Annotated in this window: 19 protein-coding genes; 11 read left to right on the top strand and 8 right to left on the bottom strand. The window is 69.9% G+C overall.

What is annotated here, in order from left to right:
• Positions 1-11 precede the first annotated feature (11 nt).
• Together ybeY and ACE37J_RS20285 are read right to left on the bottom strand one after the other, a co-directional pair.
• Entirely contained in the window at positions 12-518 is a 507-nt protein-coding gene (ybeY, locus tag ACE37J_RS20290) for an rRNA maturation RNase YbeY (RefSeq protein WP_409715061.1), read from the bottom strand.
• A complete protein-coding gene (locus ACE37J_RS20285) occupies positions 515-1537 on the bottom strand; it encodes a PhoH family protein (RefSeq protein ID WP_409715058.1) in 1023 nt (340 codons plus the stop codon). Before ACE37J_RS20285 ends, ybeY begins: the two co-directional genes overlap by 4 nt.
• 158 nt (positions 1538-1695) lie before the next feature.
• Here ACE37J_RS20285 and aroA point away from each other — a divergent pair, with 158 nt between their 5' ends.
• The 7 genes from aroA (at position 1696) to ACE37J_RS20250 (ending at position 9603) form a co-directional block, all read left to right on the top strand.
• Positions 1696-3039: a 3-phosphoshikimate 1-carboxyvinyltransferase gene (gene aroA, locus ACE37J_RS20280; RefSeq protein ID WP_409715055.1), complete on the top strand. Its 1344-nt coding sequence runs from the start codon at positions 1696-1698 to the stop codon at positions 3037-3039.
• Positions 3036-3653, top strand: coding sequence for a (d)CMP kinase (locus ACE37J_RS20275; protein WP_409715051.1), 618 nt, complete (start codon positions 3036-3038; stop codon positions 3651-3653). Before aroA ends, ACE37J_RS20275 begins: the two co-directional genes overlap by 4 nt.
• A 106-nt stretch (positions 3654-3759) precedes the next feature.
• Positions 3760-5442 (top strand): 30S ribosomal protein S1, encoded by a 1683-nt coding sequence (gene rpsA / locus ACE37J_RS20270; protein ID WP_409715048.1) that lies wholly within the window; start codon positions 3760-3762, stop codon positions 5440-5442.
• 141 nt (positions 5443-5583) lie between these two features.
• Positions 5584-8208 carry an ATP-binding protein gene (locus ACE37J_RS20265; RefSeq protein WP_409715045.1) on the top strand — a complete coding sequence of 875 codons (2625 nt, stop codon included), beginning with the start codon at positions 5584-5586 and terminating at the stop codon, positions 8206-8208.
• 61 nt (positions 8209-8269) lie between these two features.
• Complete coding sequence (ihfB, locus tag ACE37J_RS20260; RefSeq protein ID WP_409715042.1) at positions 8270-8548, top strand: integration host factor subunit beta; 279 nt, start codon at positions 8270-8272, stop codon at positions 8546-8548.
• A 21-nt stretch (positions 8549-8569) separates the two neighbouring features.
• A complete protein-coding gene (locus ACE37J_RS20255) occupies positions 8570-8923 on the top strand; it encodes a hypothetical protein (RefSeq protein ID WP_409715039.1) in 354 nt (117 codons plus the stop codon).
• Between the two features lie 5 nt (positions 8924-8928).
• Entirely contained in the window at positions 8929-9603 is a 675-nt protein-coding gene (locus tag ACE37J_RS20250) for a phosphoribosylanthranilate isomerase (RefSeq protein WP_409715036.1), read from the top strand.
• Between the two features lie 22 nt (positions 9604-9625).
• Here ACE37J_RS20250 and ACE37J_RS20245 read toward each other — a convergent pair whose 3' ends face one another.
• Positions 9626-10081: a hypothetical protein gene (locus ACE37J_RS20245; RefSeq protein WP_409715033.1), complete on the bottom strand. Its 456-nt coding sequence runs from the start codon at positions 10079-10081 to the stop codon at positions 9626-9628.
• 119 nt (positions 10082-10200) lie between these two features.
• Here ACE37J_RS20245 and ACE37J_RS20240 point away from each other — a divergent pair, with 119 nt between their 5' ends.
• The 4 genes from ACE37J_RS20240 to trpA all read left to right on the top strand — a co-directional run bounded on the left by ACE37J_RS20240 (position 10201) and on the right by trpA (position 14175).
• Complete coding sequence (locus tag ACE37J_RS20240; protein WP_409715030.1) at positions 10201-11361, top strand: serine hydrolase domain-containing protein; 1161 nt, start codon at positions 10201-10203, stop codon at positions 11359-11361.
• A gap of 396 nt (positions 11362-11757) precedes the next feature.
• Positions 11758-12978, top strand: a complete 1221-nt coding sequence (gene trpB, locus ACE37J_RS20235; RefSeq protein WP_409715027.1) for a tryptophan synthase subunit beta — start codon at positions 11758-11760, stop codon at positions 12976-12978.
• An 11-nt stretch (positions 12979-12989) separates the two neighbouring features.
• Entirely contained in the window at positions 12990-13331 is a 342-nt protein-coding gene (locus ACE37J_RS20230; RefSeq protein WP_409715024.1) for a hypothetical protein, read from the top strand.
• 49 nt (positions 13332-13380) lie between these two features.
• Positions 13381-14175 (top strand): tryptophan synthase subunit alpha, encoded by a 795-nt coding sequence (trpA, locus tag ACE37J_RS20225; RefSeq protein WP_409715021.1) that lies wholly within the window; start codon positions 13381-13383, stop codon positions 14173-14175.
• 9 nt (positions 14176-14184) lie between these two features.
• Here trpA and ACE37J_RS20220 read toward each other — a convergent pair whose 3' ends face one another.
• From ACE37J_RS20220 to gltB, 5 genes are all read right to left on the bottom strand, one after another.
• On the bottom strand, positions 14185-14808 hold the full coding sequence (locus tag ACE37J_RS20220; protein WP_409715017.1) for a sulfotransferase family protein: 624 nt from the start codon (positions 14806-14808) through the stop codon (positions 14185-14187).
• Between the two features lie 101 nt (positions 14809-14909).
• On the bottom strand, positions 14910-15464 hold the full coding sequence (locus ACE37J_RS20215; RefSeq protein ID WP_409715014.1) for a DsbE family thiol:disulfide interchange protein: 555 nt from the start codon (positions 15462-15464) through the stop codon (positions 14910-14912).
• Positions 15461-15625, bottom strand: coding sequence for a heme exporter protein CcmD (gene ccmD / locus ACE37J_RS20210; RefSeq protein WP_409715011.1), 165 nt, complete (start codon positions 15623-15625; stop codon positions 15461-15463). The genes ACE37J_RS20215 and ccmD overlap by 4 nt, the downstream gene beginning before the upstream one ends.
• Positions 15626-16357 (bottom strand): heme ABC transporter permease, encoded by a 732-nt coding sequence (locus tag ACE37J_RS20205; RefSeq protein ID WP_409715008.1) that lies wholly within the window; start codon positions 16355-16357, stop codon positions 15626-15628.
• 321 nt (positions 16358-16678) lie between these two features.
• Positions 16679-21226, bottom strand: a complete 4548-nt coding sequence (gltB, locus tag ACE37J_RS20200; protein ID WP_409715005.1) for a glutamate synthase large subunit — start codon at positions 21224-21226, stop codon at positions 16679-16681.
• Positions 21227-21268 lie beyond the last annotated feature (42 nt).

The following is a 21268-nucleotide window of genomic DNA, read 5'->3' as shown; positions in this document are numbered from 1 at the left end:
CGCGCGCAGCCTCAGCCGACCTCCGCCGCATAGGGATCAGGGATCCCCATCGCGGCGAGGGCCCGACGCTCCGCAGCCTCCATCAGCGCGGCGTCCTCGTCGGTTTCGTGGTCATAACCTAACAGATGGAGAACGCCATGCGCGAAAAGATGCGCGAAGTGACGCTCCGTCGAGATCGCCCGCTCCCGCGCCTCCGCCTCCACGGTCTCCCTCGCCATTGCGATGTCCCCCAGGAAGCCTGGCGGCGCGGGCGGCGGCGGCGCGCCGGGCGCGACCGGGCGGAGCGACAAGGCGGGCCAGGAGAGCACGTTGGTGGGCGTCGGCTTGCCGCGGAACTCCGCATTCAGCGCGGCGATGCGGTCGTCGGAGCAGAGGAGCACGCTGATCTCACGGTCGAGCGGCGGCGCGCCGATTGCGGCGAAGACCTGCTCGGCCGCGCGGAGCGCAAGCTCGCGATACCAGGGCGCGGCTTCGGCCCAGTCCTCATCCTCTAGCGCGAAATCGAGCACGAGTGTCATCCCGCCGGGGCCGCCCCCCGCTGCCGGTCCGCGTCATAGGCCTGGACGATCTTGGCGACGAGCGGATGGCGGATCACGTCCACCGCGGAGAAGCGGACGAATTCGATTCCCTTTACCCCGGCCAGCACCCGCTCCGCCTCCACAAGGCCGGAGCCGACGCCGCGCGGCAGGTCGATCTGGCTCGGATCGCCGGTGATCGCCATGCGCCCTCCCTCCCCGAGCCGGGTAAGGAACATCTTCATCTGCATTTCGGTCGTGTTCTGCGCCTCGTCCAGCACCACGAAGGCGTCGGAAAGGGTGCGGCCGCGCATGAAGGCGAGGGGGGCGATCTCGATCACCTTTTCCTCGATGTATTTCTCCACCTGTTTCGGCGGCAGGAGATCCTTCAGCGCGTCATAGAGCGGCTGCATGTAGGGGTCGATCTTGTCCTTCATGTCGCCGGGGAGGAAACCGAGACGCTCCCCCGCTTCGACCGCTGGGCGGGAGAGGACGATGCGGTCCACCTTCCCTTCCATGAACATGGAGACGGCGGCGGCGACCGCGAGATAGGTCTTGCCCGTGCCGGCCGGGCCGACGCCGAAGACAAGCTCGGAGCGGAAGAGCGACTGGACATAGGCGCGCTGCGTCGCGGTGCGGGGCTCCACGACCTTGCGGCGCGTCCGAATCTCGACCTTGCCGCCGCGGAAAAGCTCGAGCTGGCCGGGATCGGGCGGAGGCGGCGCGCCGCGCATCCGGATCGCGGCGTCGACGTCGCCCTTTTCCACGGTGCGCCCGGCCTCCAGCCGCTCATAGAGGGAGGAAAGCGCCGTCGCCGCCCCCTCCACCCCGTCCGCCGGGCCATGCAGAGAGAGGTGATTCCCGCGCCGGGCGATGACGATGTCGAATCCTTCCTCCATTGCGGCGAGGTTTCTGTCGAAACCGCCGCAAAGCTCGGCGAGAAGTCGGTTGTCCGGAAATTCGATCTGGCGTTCGGCCGGCCTGGCCTCCGCCTTCGCGGGGTCGAATGTCGCGCTCGCCAAGGGCTCTCCCTTTGTCCCGTGCCTCGGGCCCGTCTCTGGCCGAGAGTGACGGAGCGGGCGCCGGGCGGCAAGCGCTTTCGCCCGCCGGAACCGTGATATTCGGATGACGCGCGCCGCCGCCGCCGCTATGAACCCGCGCGGCAAGAGGGAGCGCGCGCATGTCCGGCCACGGAGAGAGACGAAAGATGACCGCCCGGAAGGGCGGGCCGCTCCGCGGCGAGGCCGAGATTCCGGGGGACAAGTCGGTCTCCCACCGCTCCCTCATCCTCGGCGCGCTCGCGGTGGGCGAGACGCGGATCGAGGGCCTGCTCGAAGGGCAGGACGTGCTCGACACGGCGAAGGCGATGCGCGCCTTCGGCGCGGAGGTCGAGCGGCTCGGCCCCGGCTCCTGGCGGGTGCGGGGCGTCGGCGTCGGCGGCTTTGCGGAGCCTTCCGACGTGATCGATTGCGGGAATTCGGGGACGGGCGTGCGGCTCATCATGGGCGCGATGGCGACGAGCCCGGTGACGGCGACCTTCACCGGCGACGCCTCGCTCCGCTCCCGCCCGATGGGGCGGGTGACGGAGCCGCTGGCGCTCTTCGGCGCGCGGGCGGTGGGGCGCGCGGGCGGGCGGCTGCCGCTCACGCTTGTCGGGGCGCGCGACCCGCTGCCGGTGGAGTATCGCTCCCCGGTGCCTTCGGCGCAGGTGAAGTCCGCCGTGCTCCTCGCCGGGCTGAACGCGCCGGGGATCACGACGCTGATCGAGGCGGAGCCGACGCGGGACCATACGGAGCGGATGCTGCGCGGCTTCGGCGCGGAGGTCGAGACGGAGGTCACGGCGGCAGGGCGGTTCATCCGCCTCGTGGGGCAGCCGGAACTGCGGCCGCTCTCGATCTCGGTGCCGCGGGACCCTTCCTCCGCCGCCTTCCCGGTTTGCGCGGCGCTTATGGCGGAGGGCTCGGACGTGCTCGTGCCCGGAATCGGGCTCAACCCGACGCGGGCCGGGCTCTATTTCACGCTCCGCGAGATGGGCGCGGACCTCGCCTTCGAGAACGAGCGGGAGGAGGGGGGCGAGCCGATGGCGGACCTCCGCGCCCGCTTTTCGCCCGCCATGAAGGGAATCGAGACGCCGCCGGAGCGGGCGGCGAGCATGATCGACGAATTCCCGATCCTCGCCGCGCTCGCCGCGACGGCGGAGGGCAGGACGGTGATGCGCGGGGTGAAGGAGCTGCGCGTGAAGGAATCGGACCGGATCGACGCGATGGCGCGGGGGCTGGAGGCGATGGGCGTCCGCGTCGAGGAGACGGAGGACAGCCTGACGGTTCACGGCATGGGGCCGGGCGGCGTTCCGGGCGGGGGGACGGCGGCGGCGCGGCTCGACCACCGGATCGCGATGTCCTTCCTCTGCCTCGGCCTCGCGTCGAATGCGCCGGTGAGCGTGGACGACGCGAGCCCGATCGACACGAGCTTCCCGAACTTCGTGCCGCTGATGCGGGCGCTCGGGGCGGCGCTCGAAGGGTGAGGTTCACGGTCGCCATCGACGGGCCCGCCGCCTCCGGCAAGGGCACCATAGCGCGGGCGCTGGCCGCGCGGTTCGGCTTCGCGCATCTGGATACGGGGCTCCTCTATCGCGCTGCGGGGATGAAGGCGGCCGAGAGCGGGATGGAGCCGGCGGAGGCCGCCGCCTCGCTGGGCGAGGCCGATCTCGCGCGGCCCGACCTCCGGAGCGGCGCGGCTGGCGAGGCGGCCTCCCGCGTCGCCGCGCTCCCCGCCGTGCGCGCCGCGCTCCTCGCCTTCCAGCGGGACTTCGCGCGGCGGGAGGGCGGCGCGGTGCTCGACGGGCGGGACATCGGGACGGTGATCTGCCCCGACGCGGAGGTGAAGCTCTTCGTCGTCGCGGCGCCGGAGGAGCGGGCGCGGCGGCGCCATGCGGAGCTTTCCGCCGGGGGCGATCCGCGCTCGCTGGAGGCGGTGGCGGAAGACCTCCGCATCCGCGACGCGCGGGACGCGGCGCGCGCCGACGCGCCGCTGAAGGCGGCGCCCGACGCGCTCTTGCTCGATACGACCGAAATGACTATAGAGGCGGCCGTCGCCGAGGCGGCGCGCTGGATCAACGAGCAACTCCGAAAGGCCTGAGGAACCCCCGGGCCTTTCATCGTTTTTCCCGGAACGCCCCGAAGCCCCAACGCAGACCGCCGGAGACAACCGGCCGGCCAGAGACACGAAACCGGAGATTTTGCGCATGGCGAAAGCCACAATGGAAGAATTCGAAGCGATGCTCAACGAGAGCTTCGAACTGGAGACGCCCGAGGAAGGGTCCGTCGTCCGCGGCACGGTCCTCGCCATCGAGGCGGGGCAGGCCATCATCGACATCGGCTACAAGATGGAAGGCCGCGTCGATCTCAAGGAATTCGCCAAGCCCGGCCATGACGCCGAGATCAATATCGGCGACACCGTCGAAGTGTTCCTCGACCGGGTCGAGAACACCAAGGGCGAGGCCGTCCTCTCCCGCGACAAGGCGCGCCGCGAGGAGGCCTGGGACCGGCTCGAGAAGGCCAACGACAAGGGCGAGCGCGTCGAGGGCGCGATCTTCAGCCGCGTCAAGGGCGGCTTCACGGTCGATCTCGGCGGCGCCGTCGCGTTCCTTCCGGGCTCCCAGGTGGACGTGCGCCCGGTGCGCGATGTCGGCCCGCTGATGGGCCAGCCGCAGCCGTTCCAGATCCTCAAGATGGACCGCCGCCGCGGCAACATCGTCGTCTCCCGCCGCGCCGTTCTCGAAGAGAGCCGCGCCGAGCAGCGGGCCGAAATCGTCGGCAAGCTGAAGGAAGGCGACATCATCGACGGCGTCGTGAAGAACGTGACCGATTACGGCGCGTTCGTGGACCTTGGCGGGGTGGACGGGCTGCTGCACGTCACCGATATGGCGTGGCGGCGCGTCAACCATCCGTCCGAGATCGTGAATATCGGCGAGACGGTGAAGGTGCAGGTCGTCAAGGTCAACAACGACACGCAGCGCATCAGCCTCGGCATGAAGCAGCTGATGTCCGACCCGTGGGACGGCGTTGAGGCGAAGTATCCGCTCGGCTCCAAATGGTCCGGCCGGGTCACGAACATCACCGATTACGGCGCGTTCGTGGAGCTGGAGGCCGGGGTCGAGGGCCTCGTCCACGTCTCCGAAATGTCCTGGACGAAGAAGAACGTCCATCCGGGCAAGATCGTCTCCACCTCCCAGGAGGTCGAGGTCATCGTGCTCGACGTCGACAGCTCGAAGCGCCGCGTCAGCCTCGGGCTGAAGCAGACGCAGGGCAATCCGTGGGAGGTCTTCGCAGAGAAGCACCCGAACGGAACCCGCGTCGAGGGCGAGGTGAAGAACATCACCGAGTTCGGCCTCTTCATCGGGCTGGAGGGCGACATCGACGGCATGGTCCACCTCTCCGATCTCGACTGGTCCCGGCCGGGCGAGCAGGCGATGCAGGACTACAAGAAGGGCGACATGGTCGAGGCCGTGGTGCTCGACGTGGACGTGGAGAAGGAGCGCATCTCCCTCGGCGTCAAGCAGCTTGAGGGCGACGCCTTCGCCGATGCGGCGCAGGGCGTGCGGCGCGGCTCGGTCGTCACCGTCACCGTGACGGCGATCGAGGATGGCGGGATCGAGGTGGAGCACGAGGGCATGAAGGCCTTCATCCGCCGCTCCGACCTCAGCCGCGACCGCTCCGACCAGCGGCCGGAGCGGTTCGCAGTCGGCGACAAGACCGATGCGCGCGTTACCTCCGTCGATACGAAGGCCCGCCGGCTCGGCCTTTCGATCAAGGCGCTGCAGATCGCCGAGGAGCGCGAGGCGGTGGAGCAGTTCGGCTCCTCCGATTCCGGCGCCTCTCTGGGCGATATCCTCGGCGCCGCGCTGAAGGAGCGGAACGAAGGCTGAATCGGCTCTCGTTCGGCGTGAACAGGGGGGCGGCGCTACGGCGCCGCCCTTCTTTTTTTTCGCCTGCCGACCTGCGCCGCTAGCCGCGCATTAACCTCAGATCCGCTAGGGTCCGCCCCTTGCTTTCGGCGCGGGGATAGAATGCTGATCGACATTCTGGGCGCTCCGCATTCACTCCTCCCGGTGCTCGCCGCCGCGGCGATCTGCCTTCTCTCCTCCCTCTTCGTATTCGGCGAGCTGGCCGAACTCCGCTATCCGGACCGCGCGCGGCCCTGGCGGTTCCTGCTCGTGGTCGCGGCTTCGGGCGTCGGCGTCTGGACGACGCATTTCGTCGCGATGCTCGGATACCGGCCGGACGCGCCGCTACTCTTCGCGACGCGGGAAACGCTCGGCTCCGCGGCGCTCGCGGTCGGCGCGATCGGGCTCTCGCTCGTGGTCGCGGCGCTGGCGCGGCGGCGGGCGGCGCGGCTCGCCGCGGGGGCGGCGGCGGGCCTCTCCGTCTCCGCCATGCATCATGTGGGGATGCTCGGCCTCGCGGGCTGCGTCGTCGGCTTCGACGCCACGGCGGTCGCGGCCTCGACGCTCGCCGCCGCGGGGCTTTCGGCGGCGGCGGCGGCGACGCTGCACCGGGCCGGGACCGCGAGCCCCATGATCGCCGCCGGCCTCTTCTCGCTCGGCGTCGTCGCGCTGCATTTCGGCTCCGTCTCCGGCACGACGGCGACCGCGGTCTTCGGCCCTACCGGCCTCACGCTCTCCCCCGAGGCGCTGGAGCGCGTCCTGTGGGTCGCCGCGCTCCTGCTCGCGGCGCCTGCGGCGGAGCTGGCGCGCCGGCAGATCCGCACAGCCCGCGCCGCGGCGCGGGCGGGGCGCGCGTCGCTAGCTCTCGGGGAGGAAGTGATCGCCGCCGGCCCGGATGGCGGCCTCCGCTGGTCCAACAGCGCCTTCGTGCGCGCAACCGGACTCGACTGGCCGCGGCGGCGGCTCCTGACGCTGGCGGACATCCTCGAACCGGACCTGAAGGATGCGGAAACCTTCCGCGCGGCGGCCTCGGGCGCGGGCGAGGCGCTCCTGCCCGTCCGCCTGAAAGGCGACGGCGAGGGCGCCCGCTGGCGCGAGGCGCGGTTCGTGCCGCTCAGGCGGCGCGACGGCGCGACGGAGGAAATCATCGTCGCGCTCCGCGACATCACGGCGGAGCGCGCGGCGGAGGCGAGGCTGACGGAAAGCCGCGCGCTCGCGCGCCGCCTCGCCATCGTCGCCCGGGAGACGGACGACGCCGTCGTCATCGCCGACGAGGCGGGCCGTGCGCTCTGGGTCAATCCCGCCTTCGAGCGGCTGACCGGACATGCGGGCGAGACGATGCTTGGCCGGAAGCCGGGGGCGATCCTGCAGGGGCCGGACACCGACCCCGAGACGCGGGCCGCCATCGGCCGCGCGCTTGCGGAGCGCCGCCCGATCCGCACGGAGATCCTGAACTATTCGAAGAGCGGCGAGGCCTACTGGATCGAGATCGAGATCGAACCGGCGGAGGAGGAAGCGGAAGACGGGAGAGCCCGGCCGATCTTCGTCGCCGTCTCGCGCGAGATCACCGAGAGGCTGCGGCGGGAGCGGGAGCTCGAACGGGCGCGAAACGAAGCGGAGGCCGCGGACGCCGCGAAGTCCGAATTCCTCGCCCGGATCAGCCACGAGCTGCGGACGCCGCTCAACGGCGTTACGGGCACGATCGCGCTCCTCGGGCTCGGGTCGCTGAGCGCGGAGCAGCGCGAGCTTCTGTCCCATCTCGAGCGTTCGGCGGCCCGTCTCTCCGGCGTGATCGAACGGATTCTCGAGTTCAGCGCCGCGGAGGCGGGCGGGGAGGCGACGCCCGCGGGCGAACTCTCCTTCGAGCGGCTCGTGGAGCGGGCGCTGGGCTCCGTCTCCGAGGCGGCCGGGGCGAAGGGGCTCGCGCTTTTCGGATGGATCGACCCGGCGCTCCCCGAGGCGGTCTTCGCGGATGAGGCGCGCGCGCTGCGCATCCTTTCGATCTTCGCGGAGAACGCGGTGAAGTTTTCGGACCGGGGCGCGGTGGGGCTTTGCGCGCGGCTCGTCGGCGGTTCGGCCGGGCGCGGCGGGCGCGCGACCGTCCGCCTCGCGATCGAGGACGAGGGGCCCGGAATCCCGCCGGACCGGCGCGAGGCGATCTTCGAACGGTTCGAACAGGCGGACGGCTCCGCGCGCCGGGCGCAGGAAGGCATGGGGCTCGGCCTCGCCATCGCACGCCGGCTCGCGGACGCGACGGGGGCGCGGATCGGCTGCGAGCAGCGAGCGGAGGGCGGCTCCGTCTTCTGGGTCGAATTCGAGGCCGATGTGGCGGCGCCGTCGATCGACCCGCGCTGCCCGCGCGTCGCCGGGCGCGCGGCGCTGCTGATCGACCCCTCCGACACGCGCAGGCGCATGACGGCTGAGACGGCGCGGGCGGCGGGGCTCGTCGTGACCGAGGCGCGGGACATCGCCATGGCCGCGAGCGCGGGCGGAGATTTCGGCCTCGCCCTCGTCGAGACCGCCGCCTTCCCCGACGAGGCGGGGCGCGCGCTCCTTATGGCCGCGCTCCGCCTCACCGCGCCGCGCGCGGCGCTTGTCGCCATCGGGCCGGCGGGCGCGACGGGTGATTCCTTTCCGGGCGCCGCGGCGGCCCTGCCCTCGCCGGCCTTGCGCAGCGCCCTCGCCGCTTCCTGCGCCGCCGCCCTCGGAGCCGGCGCTGCGCAGGAGACGCTGGCCGCCGCGCGTTGACCGGCGGGCGCCCGCCGTGCAATGTTCTCTTCACGGGATGCAATCCGTAGCGGGGACCTGCATGATCAAGTCCGAACTGATCCAGAAACTGGCCGACGAAAACCCCCATCTCTTCCAGCGGGATGTGGAACGCATCGTCGCCGCCGTCTTCGACGAGATCACCGATGCGCTCGCCCACGGAGACCGCGTGGAGCTGAGGGGCTTCGGCGCCTTCTCGGTGAAGCAGCGGGACGCGCGGGTCGGCCGCAACCCGCGCACGGGGGAATCCGTGGACGTGCCGGAGAAACGCGCGCCCTTCTTCAAGACGGGCAAGGACCTCCGGGACCGGATGAACGGCTGACGGGCGCCGCCCGTCGCATCGATGCTGAAGGAGGGCGCGGTGCGCCGGCTGAAATTCCTCTTCGTCTTTCTCTTCGCCCTCGTGATCGGCGTTCTTTCCGTGGCGAACAGCGGGCCGGTGACGGTGACGGCCTGGCCCGACCTTTCCGATTACGGCGTCGCCGCGGCGCCGGAGGCGACGCTGCCGCTCTTCATCTTCGGGCTGTTCTGCGGGCTCGTCGGCTTCTTGCTGGGCGCGGCGCGCGAATGGGCCCGCGAGGGGCGCATCCGCCGCACGGCGCGGCAGGCGCGGAAGGAGGCTGCGGCGCTCCGCGCCAAGGTCGACGCGCTTTCGGACGAGAAGGGCGAGGACCTGCCGGCGCTGTCCTCGCGCTGACCGCGATGCATCGCGCCGCGGCGGTGAAGATCTGCGGCCTTCGCACGCGCGAAGGCGTGGAGGCTGCGGCCTCTGCCGGCGCGCGCTATCTCGGCTTCGTCTTCTTCCCGAAATCCCCCCGCAACGTGAGCCCGGATGAGGCGGCCGCACTCGCAGCGCTGGCGCCGCCAGGGGTGATGAAGGTCGTGCTCGTGGTGGATGCGGACGATGCGCTGGTGGACCGGATCGCCGCGCTCCCCATCGACATGATCCAGCTCCACGGGCGCGAGACGCCGGACCGCGCGCGGGCCGTCCGCGCCCGCGCGGGGCTGCCGGTGATGAAGGCGCTCGGCCTCGCGGGGCCGGGTGACCTTGCGAAGATCGACGAATGGGAAGCGGCGGAGGGCGCGGCGGACCAGCTCCTGATCGACGCGAAGCCGCCGGAGGGCGGCGCGCTGCCGGGCGGCAACGGCCTCGCCTTCGACTGGCGGCTCGTGGCGGGGCGGGTGTGGCGGAAGCCCTGGATGCTGGCGGGCGGGCTCACGCCCTTCACCGTGGCGGAGGCGATGCGGCTGACCGGCGCGGCCCAGGTGGACGTATCCTCCGGCGTCGAGCGCGCGCCGGGCGAGAAGGACCCGGACCTGATCCGCGCGTTCATCCGCGCGGCGGCGGGCGGGACGGCCGAGGCGCCTCCCGCCTGACGCGGCGGAGGCGCAGGGCGGCCTAGGCCGGCTCGGGGAACCGCTCCCCCGCCTTCGGGGCCATCCCCGGCAGCCACGTCTCGTGGACATGGAGCCATTCGACCCCGCCGGGCGCTCCGGGGGGCGCGCGGAAGAGAACTGTCGAAAGGCGGGCCGAAGTCTCGTCTCGCCGCCGATGCCATTCCTCGTAGAGCGCGAGGGCGAGGTCGCCTTCGGCTCTCAGAATGCGGAAGTTCTCGACCCAGATGCGAAATGCGCCCCGATCGGCGGCGACGGCGCCGTGGATCGACTCGAATTCCGCGAGGATCGCCTCCCGCGCGGAGACAGATCCGTTCGGGCTGACGACGATAAGCCCGGCGCCGAGCGCATCCGCGAAGGCGGCGAAGGCTTCCGGCTTTCGCGGCAGGTCGCCGGTCAGCCAGTCCTGCAGGAAATCGTGGAGGCGGATCGCCTCCGCCTTGCATCTCTCTTCCAGCATCACGGCCTCCGCTTGCACCTTGAAGGCTCGGCCCGCCCTGTCTTCCCTGTCAAGCCTGAAGCCCGCTCGACTCCGGATCGGGCTTCGGGCAGCCTTCGGGAAAACCGGGAGGAGCCGCGATGAAATCGCTCGACGCCATACTTGAATCCGCCGTTTCCGAGGCCCGCACGCCGGGCGTCGTCGTCTCCGTCGCGACGCGCGGCGGCGTGGTCTACGAGAACGCTGCGGGCGTCCGCGCGCTCGGCCAGCCCGCGCCGATGACGACCGACTCGGTTTTCCGCGCCTTCTCGATGACCAAGGCGGTCGGCGCCGTCGCCGCCGCGAAAGCGGTGGAGATGGGGCTCCTCACGCTCGACACGCCCGTGGAGGAGGTGCTGCCGGAATGGAAGGAGGTGAAGCTCCTCGAAGGCTTCGACTCGGCGGGCAAGCCGATCCTCCGCGCGCCGAAGGTGAAGGCGACGATCCGGCACCTCGCGACGCATACGTCCGGCCTCGTCTACGAGTTCTGGAACGCGGACATGCCGAAATACATGGAGGCGACGGGGGCGCCGACGATCCTTTCCGGGCTCAAGGCCTCGCTCCTCTCCTATCCGCTCCAGTTCGAGCCGGGGACGAAATGGGATTACGGGATCGGGATCGACTGGCTGGGGCAGGCGGTCGAGGCCGTATCGGGCATGCGGATCGACGCCTTCTGCAAGGCGCATGTGTTCGACCCGCTCGGCATGGGCGACACGCGCTTCGAGGTGGAGCCGCACATGGCGCCGCGGCTCGTCGGCGCGCACATGCATACGGCGGAGGGCTGGGGGCCCTATGACATCGCGCCGCCGCCGAACCCGGAAGTCTATGGCATGGGCCATGCGCTCTATACGACAGGGCCGGATTACCTGCGCTTCATCCGGATGCTGATGCAGAACGGCTCGCTGGACGGGGAGATCGTGCTGAAGCCGGAGATTGCGGCGATGGTGACGGCGAACCAGATCGGCGACCTTTCCGTCGGCAAGATGACCACCGTCGCGCCGCCGCTTTCCGCCGATGTGGATTTCTTTCCCGAGCAGGAGAACAAGTTCTCCCTCGCCTGCCTGATGAACACGAAGGACATTCCGGGCAAGCGGCGCGCCGGCTCGCAGAGCTGGGCGGGGGTGCTCAACACGCATTACTGGTTCGACCCGGCGGCGGGCGTTTCCTGCGTGATCATGCTCCAGCACCTGCCGTTCGTGGACCCGAACTGCCTGGCGATCTACGACGCTGTGGAGCGGGCGGTTTATGAGGAGTTGGGGTGACGGAGCGGTCGCATTCGGCGCCCGCTTTCCATTCTTCTCCCGGCCTCGAAAAGCGACCTTCCGGTGGAAGGTCGCCGAGGCCGTCGGCCAGAGGCGCAAGCCGGAGGCCGAGGGGCGCCAAGCCGTCGCGACGGTAGCAGATCGGTCCGTGATCGCCGCGGTGGGTGCGGACTCGCGCCCGGCCCGTTTGAACGTTGGGGGGCGGCGGGCGCGGGCCGATCTGACGCGGGTCAGATCGGCCGGGCGCTTGTGGGACCTGTGCACGCAAGATCGTCCCGATCTCCCGTGCTGAGCGCCACATGCGACCAGCCTCACCGGCCCATCGCCCTATCGACGCCGCCGGAACAAGGCGCTAAAGAGCGCCCTTCCCGGGAACTCTGGAAGGGGGAGGCGCAGATGGCGTCTGACAGGTTGAATTCCTATCGCGCCGGCCCGGACGAGCGGGGCCGGTTCGGCCAGTTCGGCGGGCGTTTCGTCTCCGAAACGCTGATGCCGCTCATTCTCGACCTTGAACAGGAATACGAGAACGCGAAGACCGACCCGACCTTCTGGGCGGAGATGGACGACCTCTGGACGCATTATGTCGGCCGCCCCTCCCCGCTCTATTTCGCGCCGCGGCTGACGGAGCGGTTCGGCGGGGCTAAGATCTACCTGAAGCGGGATGAGCTGAACCATACCGGGGCGCACAAGATCAACAACGTGCTCGGCCAGATCCTACTGGCCCGGCGCATGGGCAAGACGCGGATCATCGCGGAGACGGGGGCGGGGCAACACGGCGTCGCCACGGCGACCGTATGCGCCCGGTTCGGGCTGAAGTGCATCGTCTTCATGGGCGCGACGGACGTGGCGCGGCAGCGGCCCAACGTCTTCCGCATGAAACTGCTCGGCGCCGAGGTCGTGCCGGTCACCTCCGGCCGCGCCACGCTGAAGGACGCGATGAACGAGGCGCTGCGCGACTGGGTGACGAATGTGCGCGACACGTTCTATTGCATCGGCACGGTCGCCGGCCCGCACCCCTATCCGGCGATGGTGAGGGACTTCCAGTCCATCATCGGGAAGGAGACGAAGGCGCAGATGCAGGCGCAGGAGGGGCGGCTCCCTGACACGCTCGTCGCCTGCATCGGTGGCGGGTCGAACGCGATGGGGCTCTTCCATCCGTTCCTCGACGACGCCTCCGTGCGGATCATCGGGGTGGAGGCCGGCGGGCATGGCGTGGACGACCGGATGGAGCACGCCGCCTCGCTGACCGGCGGGCGGCCGGGCGTGCTGCACGGCAACCGCACCTACCTGCTGCAGGACGCAGACGGGCAGATCCTCGAAGGGCATTCGATCTCCGCCGGGCTCGACTATCCGGGGATCGGGCCGGAACATTCCTGGCTGCATGACATGGGCCGGGTCGAATATGTCTCCGTCACGGACGAGGAGGCGCTCGCCGCCTTCCGGCTCTCCTGTGAGACGGAAGGCATCATCCCGGCGCTGGAGCCGGCCCATGCGCTCGCCCATGTGGCGAAGATCGCGCCGGGGCTTCCCGCCGACCACCTCCTCGTCATGAACATGTGCGGGCGGGGCGACAAGGACATCTTCACCGTGGCCGAGGCGCTCGGCCAGGAACTTTGAAAGGGCCTGCAATGGCTTATGAAATGGGCGACCTCGTCGTCCTCGTCTCGGGCTCGATGCGCATGGCGGTCGAGGGCGTGGACGGCGAGAACATCGCCGTCGTCTGGTGCAACGAGGGCGAGATTGGGCGGGACGTGTTCAACGTCCGGCTCCTGAAGAAATGGGAAGTGCGGGAGGATCACGGCGACCGCCCGGCCCGCCCGCGCCCGCCCCGGCGCGACGACGAGGCCGGCGACCGGCCGAAGCGCCCCTACAAGCCGCGCGAGGACGGCGACGCGCCCGCGAAGCCCCGCGGCAAGACGGGGTGGGACGGGAAGCCGCGCGAGAAGAAGTTCTTCCGCAAGGACGATTGAGAGAGCGGGCGACTGAACGCCCCATCTGAGCCCGCCGGGGGACGCCGAGATGAGCCGACTGACAGATCGTTTCGCCGCGCTGAAGGCGGAGGGCCGGCCGGCCTTCGTCGCCTATGTGATGGCGGGGGACCCGAACCCGGAGACGGCGTTCGAGATCATGCGAGGCCTGCCCGCCGCGGGGGTGGACGTCATCGAACTCGGGCTCCCCTTCACCGACCCGATGGCGGACGGCCCCGCGATCCAGAAGGCGGCGCTCCGCGCGCTCGACGCGGGCGAGACGCTGAAGGGCGTGCTCGCCATGGCCGCGCGCTTCCGCGAGGCGGACCAGACGACGCCCATCGTGTTGATGGGCTACTACAACCCGATCTACAGCCACGGCGTGCCCGCCTTCCTCGCCGGCGCGAAGGCGGCGGGGGTGGACGGGCTGATCGTCGTGGACCTGCCGCCCGAGGAGGACGAGGAGCTCTGCCTCCCCGCCGCGGAAGCGGGGCTCCACTTCATCCGCCTCGCGACGCCGACGACGGACGATGAGCGGCTGCCGATGGTGGCGCGGAACACGTCGGGCTTCGTCTATTACGTCTCGATCACCGGGATCACCGGCGCGGCGGAGGCGAACGCCGCGGCGGTCGCGCCCGAGGTCGCGCGCATCAGGGCGGCGACGGGCCTGCCCGTCTGCGTCGGCTTCGGGGTCAGGACGCCGGAGCGGGCGCGGGAGATCGGGCGGGTGGCGGACGGCGTCGTGGTCGGCTCCGCCATCGTCGAGAAGATCGGAGCGGGGGAGAGCCCGGAGGCGGTGCTCGCCTTCGTCAGGTCGCTCTCGGACGGCGCAAAGGGCGCAGGCTGAGCCTGCGCCTCAATACTTGAAACGCTCGATCACCCGGCCGACCTTGCGCTTCGCCCAGTAGCCGAGCGTGCTGCGGTCAGCCACCGTGTTGGCGCGGGGGAAGGGCCCATCGGGGATCGGCATGTCTATGAAGGCGCAGAGCTTTTCCCATCCGTCGCCATGGGCGAGGTTCATTTCCAGGAGGTCGCCCGGCCGGTCCCTGAACCAGTCCCGCACGGCGGCGTTGTGGGCCTCGTAGACCTCGCAGTAATGCGCCTCGTGCCCGACGGGCGCGGGATGATCCTCGCCATAGGTGAGCTGCTGGATCGGATCCGGATTGTCGCCGAAATGGTCGCAGATGCTCTTCAGCCAGCGATCCGTCTCCCGCCAGGTGAGGATGAAGCGCGCGCCGGGATAGGCCTGGTCGATCTCCCGGAAGATGAGGGGCCAGGGCATGTCCTCCACCGCGTCGTAGGAGCGGAGAAGGTCGAGCCCGCGGCGGACGTAGTTGGCGCGGAGTCGCGGCAGCTTCATGTGCCGGCCGTAGACGCTGCAGACGCGGAGGCCGAGCTGGCTGAAGGCCGCGTTCATGGAGGTCGTGCCGGTCTTCTGGAACCCGACGCAGATGATCTTGGGTCTTTCGTCGCGTTTCATGCGCGGCGCGCCTCCGGTTCGGCCCATCGGGCCGGAAAAATGCCCGCGCTGCGCCGCTCTGTCGAGCCGAAAACGCGGCGCTTTCTAGGGGTTCGCCGGGCTCAGCCGCCCGCCTGCTCGATGGCGGGGCGGATGCGGCGGTCCAGATCGTCGTTCTGGATCGGGCCGACATGCTTGTAGACGATCCGCCCCTCGCCGTTGATGACGAAGGTTTCGGGCACGCCGTAGACGCCCCATTCGATCCCGGCGCGCCCCGAGGAATCGGCGCCGATAGCGGTGTAGGGGTCGCCGAGCTCGGAGAGGAAGGCCTTCGCCTGGCCCGGCTGGTCCTTATAGTTGAAGCCGCGGATGTCCACCCCCTCCTCCGCCAGCTGCATGAGGAAGGGATGCTCGACCCGGCAGGGGCCGCACCAACTGGCCCAGATGTTGACGAGCTTCACCTTGCCGTCCGCCAGATCGGCGGAGACGAGGCCGGGCCTGTCCTCGTAGAGGGGCGGCAGGTCCGTCGCCGGGGCGGGGCGGTCGATGAAGGTGGAGGGCAGGATCTCCGCATCTTCCCGCCCGAGGCCGAACCAGAAAGCCCCGGCCACGGCGAGAAAGCCGAGAACCGGCAGGAATCTCAGCAGGCCGGGCCGCGTTTTCGCCTCTTCCGTCATTGCCTGCGCTCCCGCCGCTTCTCCCGCTTCTCGAGTTCGGCCCGCGCGCGCCCTGCCGTCACCCAGGCCCAGAGCGCCAGCCCCGCGAAAATGGCGAGGAAGGCGGCGTAGGCCGGCCAGATGAACCGCGCATGCGCGCCCATGTCGAACACGAACTCCATCTAGTCGCGCGCGGCCTGAAGCGCGAGGGCCCGGGCGCGGCGCAGGCGGATTTCCGTGCGCGTGCGGGAGAGCATGACCGCGAAGAAGAAGAGGTAGAAGCCCGCGATGGAGACGAGGAGGGGCTTGTAATAGACGTTGGCCACGTTCTCCTCCGCGTCCAGCGAAAGGGAGGCGGGCTGGTGCAGCGTCCGCCCGTCGAAGATCTCCACCGCGTAGCGCGACATCACGGCGAAGACGACGCCGACGAGACAGAGCACGGCGGTGAGGTCCGCCGCCTTTTCAGGGTCCTCGATCGCGTTCCAGAGCGCGATGTAGCCGAGGTAGAAGAAGAACATGATGAGGACCGAGGTCAGCTTCGGGTCCCAGACCCACCATGTCCCCCAGGTCGGCGCGCCCCAGAGCGCGCCGGTGACGAGCGCCAGCGCAGTCATCCCCGCGCCGACGGGCGCCGCCGCCTTCGCCGCGAGGAAGGAGACATGGTGCCGACGCACGAGGCCGATGATCGAGGCGAAGGCCATCAGGAAATAGGTGTTGATGGCGAGCATCGAGGCCGGGACGTGGATGTATATGATCCGCGCGCTTTCCCCCTGCTCGTAGTGGAGCGGGGTGAGGAAGAGACCCCAGCCGAGGCCGATTACGAGGGCGACGACCGCGCCCCAGACGCAATAGGGCAGCGCCGCGCCGGAAATGCGCATGAATTCGGCCGGGTTTGCGTAGCGCCAGATCGACATGCGCGAAGTCCTAGCCCGAAGGCGGGGGTTCGGCAATGCGGCGGGATGGGCCGCGCCGACATGTCCCCTCCTCGATTTCCAGGCGCGACAACGCCCGTAGAGCGCCCGGCCGATCCGCCCCAAGGCGGCCGCGAGACGCGGCCACCCGGGCGGCCGCGGGCCGATGCAGCCGTTCAGGAAGGCTTGGCGCCCCTCGGGCTCCGGCTTGCGCCTCCGCCCGAACGATCTCGGCATCTCTCCCCCGGAGAGATGCTTTTCGAGGTCGTGTCGCGAAGGCGTCGAACGGCGCAGATGGGGACGACCATCCTGCGCCGCGCCCCTTCAGGCCCGCTTCGCCGCCGCCTCCTCCAGCGGATGGGCGAGGCGGGCGAGCATCTCCTTCGGGCAGATCTGCCAGAAGCGCGGCAGGTGCTCGTCCCAGTCGCGGAGGATCGAATGGGCGCGGGGGCTGCCCGTCTCCGCCGCGTGGTCGATCACCAGCTCGCGCAGCACATGCTCCCAGTGGCGGGAGGCGATGCGGCGCCAGACGATGCTCTCCGGGTTCGCGCGGCTCTCGAAGGCGCCGTCCTCGTCCAGCACGAAGGCCATGCCGCCGGTCATGCCGGCGCCGAAATTCGCGCCGACCGGGCCGAGGATCACCGCCGTCCCGCCCGTCATGTATTCGCAGCCGTTCGAGCCGCAGCCCTCCACCACCACGGTCGCGCCGGAATTGCGGACGCAGAAGCGCTCCCCCGCCCTTCCGTTGGCGAAGAGCCGCCCCGCCGTCGCCCCGTAGAGCACGGTGTTGCCGATGATCGTGTTTTCATGCGGCGTCAACGGGCTTTCGAGCGGCGGGCGCACGGTGATGACGCCGCCGGAGAGGCCCTTGCCGACATAGTCGTTGGCGTCGCCATGCACCTCGAGCTTCAGACCCGGCGCGGCGAAGGCGCCGAGGCTCTGCCCGCAGGAGCCGTTGAGCCGGACGGTCAGGTGGTTCGGCTGCAGTTCGTTCCGCATCCCGAAGCGGCGGACGATATGGGAGGAGACGCGGGTTCCGATCGTCCGGTGCGTGTTCCGCACGGTGTAGGAGAGCTGCATCTTCTCCCCGTCGCGGAAGAAGGGCTGCGCATCCGCCACGATCTGCGCGTCGAGCGTGTCCGGCACCGGGTTGCGGGGCTTGCCCATCGGGTAGGAGAGGGCGGCGCCCTCGTCCACCCGCACCAGCATCGGGTTGAGGTCGAGATCGTCGAGATGCGGGGCGCCGCGGCTCACCTGCGTAAGGAGGTCGGCGCGGCCGATGATCTCCTCGAGGCTGCGGGCGCCGATCTCGGCCAGGATCTCCCGGATTTCGGTGGCGATGAAGGTGAAGAGGTTCACCACCTTGTCAGCCGTGCCGGTGAACTTCTCCCGCAGGCGCGGATCCTGCACGCAGACGCCGACGGGGCAGGTGTTGGACTGGCACTGCCGGACCATGATGCAGCCCATCGCGACGAGCGCGGCGGTGCCGACGCCGTATTCCTCCGCCCCCATCATGGCGGCGATCACGATGTCCCGCCCGGTGCGGAGGCCGCCGTCGGTGCGGAGCGTGATCCGGCCCCTCAGCTTGTTGAGGGCGAGGACCTGATGCGCCTCGGTGAGGCCCATTTCCCACGGCAGGCCGGCATACTTGATCGACGTCTGGGGGCTCGCGCCCGTGCCGCCATTGTGACCCGAGATCAGGATCACGTCCGCCTTCGCCTTGGCGACGCCGGCGGCGATGGTGCCGACGCCGGAGGAGGCGACGAGCTTCACGCAGACCTTCGCTTCCGGGTTGATCTGCTTCAGGTCGTAGATGAGCTGCGCAAGGTCCTCGATCGAATAGATGTCATGGTGCGGCGGCGGCGAGATGAGGGTGACGCCCGGCGTCGAATGCCGGAGCTTCGCGATCATCTCCGTCACCTTGAAGCCGGGGAGCTGCCCGCCCTCGCCGGGCTTCGCGCCCTGCGCCACCTTGATCTCCAGCTCGGTGCAGTTGTTGAGATATTCCGCGGTGACGCCGAAGCGGCCCGAGGCGACCTGCTTGATCCGGGCGGAGGGATTGTCCCCGTTCGGTTCGGGGTGGAAATGCTTCGGGTCCTCCCCGCCCTCGCCCGAATCCGACTTCGCGCCGATCCGGTTCATGGCGACGTTCAGCGTCTTGTGCGCCTCGGGCGAGAGGGCGCCGAGGGACATGCCGGGGGTGACGAAGCGCTTGCGGATCGAGGTGATGCTCTCGACCTCGTGGATCGGCGCGGGCTCGCCGAGGGGCTTGAAGTCGATGAGGTCGCGGAGATGGATCGGCGGCTGGGCGAGCATCGCCTCCGAATAGGCCTTGAACCGTTCGTAGGAGCCGGAATCGACCGCCGCCTGCAGGAGGTGGAGGTTGTTCGCGCCCCAGGCGTGCGCCTCCCCCTTCCGGCGGAACTTGTAGAGGCCGCCGATGGGCAGCGCCTCTGACCCCGAACGGAAGGCGAGGGCGTGGACCGCCGCCGTCTTCTTCTGGATGCCGGAGACGCCGATGCCGGAGATGCGCGAATGCATGCCGGGGAAGTATTCCGCCACCATCGCGCGGGAGAGGCCCACCGCCTCGAAATTCAGGCCGCCGCGATAGGAGGAGACGACAGAGATGCCCATCTTCGACATGATCTTGAGGAGGCCCTGATCGACCGCCTCGCGGAAGCGGGCGACAGCCTCCTCCACGCTCATGTCGAGAAGGCCCTTCGCGACGCGCTGGGCGAGCGAATCCTGCGCGAGATAGGCGTTCACCGTGGTCGCTCCCGCGCCGATCAGGACGGCGAAGTAATGCGGGTCGATGCATTCCGCCGCGCGCACGTTGATCGAGCAGAAGGTGCGGAGCCCCTGCCGCACCAGCCAGGTGTGGACTGCGGAAGTGGCGAGGATCATCGGCATGCCGACAGTCTCCGCGTCCAGCCGCTCATCGGTCAGGATGATGTGGCCGGCCCCGGCGCGCACCGCCTGCTCCGCCTCGTAGCGGATGCGCTCCAGCTCCTGCCGGAGCGCGTCATCCTCGCCGCCTTCCGGCCCGGGCGCGGGGAAGAGGCAGTCGATCTCCACCGCGTTCTCGCCGAAATGCGCCTTCATCGCCGCGAACTGGCCGTTGGAGACGACCGGGCTTTCGAGCGTCAGGATCTCGGTCTGGGCCGAGGACTGGTCGAGCACGTTCTTGAGGTTGCCGAACCGGGTCTTGAGGCTCATCACCCGATGCTCGCGCAGGGAGTCGATGGGCGGGTTCGTCACCTGGCTGAAATTCTGCCGGAAGAAATGCGCGAGCGGGCGATACTTGTCGGAAAGAACGGCGACGGGCGTGTCGTCCCCCATCGAACCCACGGCCTCCTTCGCATCCTCCGCCATCGGGTGGAGGATCGTCTCCAGCTCCTCGATCGTGTAGCCCGCGGCGATCTGCCGGCGGCGAAGCTCCGCGCCCTCGAACATGCGGGGCTCGGGCTGGCCGGCGAGGGTCTCCTCAAGGTCGGTGATCTTGCCGATCCAGTCAGCAAAGGGCTCGGCGGCGGCGAGCCGGTCCTTCAGCTCGACATCGTGGAAGAGGCGGCCCTCCGCCATGTCGACCGCGATCATCTGGCCGGGGCCAAGGGCGCCCTTCTCCCGCACCTGGGACTCGTCGACCGGGACCATCCCGGCCTCCGAGCCCGCGATGAGGAGGCCATCGCCGGTAACGACATAGCGGATCGGGCGGAGGCCGTTCCGGTCCGCCCCCGCCATGACCCAGCGGCCATCCGTGGCGGAGAGGGCGGCCGGACCGTCCCACGGCTCCATCACGGAGTTGGAATAGGCGTACATCGCGCGCCACGCATCCGGCATGTCCGTCGCCGCCTTGGACCATGCCTCGGGGACGAGCATCGTCTTGGCCATCGGCGCGTTGCGCCCGGCGCGGACCATGACCTCGAACACGGCGTCGAGCGCCGCGCTGTCGGAGGCGCCGGCGGGGATGATCGGCTTGATCTCCTCCGCCGCCTCGCCGAAGGCGTTGGAGGCCATGCGGATCTCGTGGCTCCGCATCCAGTTGCGGTTGCCCTTCAGCGTGTTGATCTCCCCGTTATGGGCGAGCATCCGGAAGGGCTGGGCCAGCCACCATTGCGGGAACGTGTTGGTCGAATAGCGCTGATGGTAGATCGCGAAGGCGCTTTCGAAGCGCTTGTCCATCAGGTCCGGATAGAAGACGGCGACCTGCTCGGCCAGCATCATCCCCTTGTAGATGACGGAGCGGCAGGAGAGCGAGCAGATGTAGAAACCGTTGACCGCCGCCGCCGCCTTCTCCGCCCGGCGGCGGATGACGTAGAGCTCCCGCTCGAACGCCTCCTCGTCCAATCCCTTGCGGTTGGCGACGATGATCTGCTCGATCTCGGGCCGGGTCGCGTTCGCCTTCTCGCCGAGGCAGGAGACGTCCACCGGCACTTGCCGCCAGCCGTAGATGTAGTGCCCCATGCGGAGCACCTCCGTCTCCATCACGGCGCGACAGAATTCCTGCGCGCCGAAATCGGTGCGGGGAAGGAAGATCATGCCGACGGCGATCGTCTCCCCCTCCGCCGGCTCGTGCCCGGTGCGGCGGATCTGGTCGTCGAAGAAGCGCTTCGGGATCTGGACATGGATGCCCGCGCCGTCCCCCGTCTTGCCGTCCGCGTCCACCGCGCCGCGATGCCAGACCGCCTTCAGCGCGGCGATGCCGGATTCGACGACCTGCCGGCGCGGCGCGCCGTCGATGGCGACGACGAGCCCGACTCCGCAGGAGGAATGCTCGTCCTCCTCGCGGTAGAGACCCTTCGCGGCAAGGTCGGCGCGCTCGGCTTCGTGGGCGCGGGCCCAGGCTTCGTCATGGCGGGGCGCTTCGGTCATGGTCCGGCTCCGGATCGACTTGCGTTGCGCCGCCGGAACGCC

The sequence above is a fragment of the Pikeienuella sp. genome (assembly GCF_046290545.1).
Classification (GTDB): Bacteria; Pseudomonadota; Alphaproteobacteria; order Rhodobacterales; family Rhodobacteraceae; genus Pikeienuella.
Note: the sequence above shows the minus strand (reverse complement) of the source record. Positions and strands in the feature narration are given on the sequence as shown.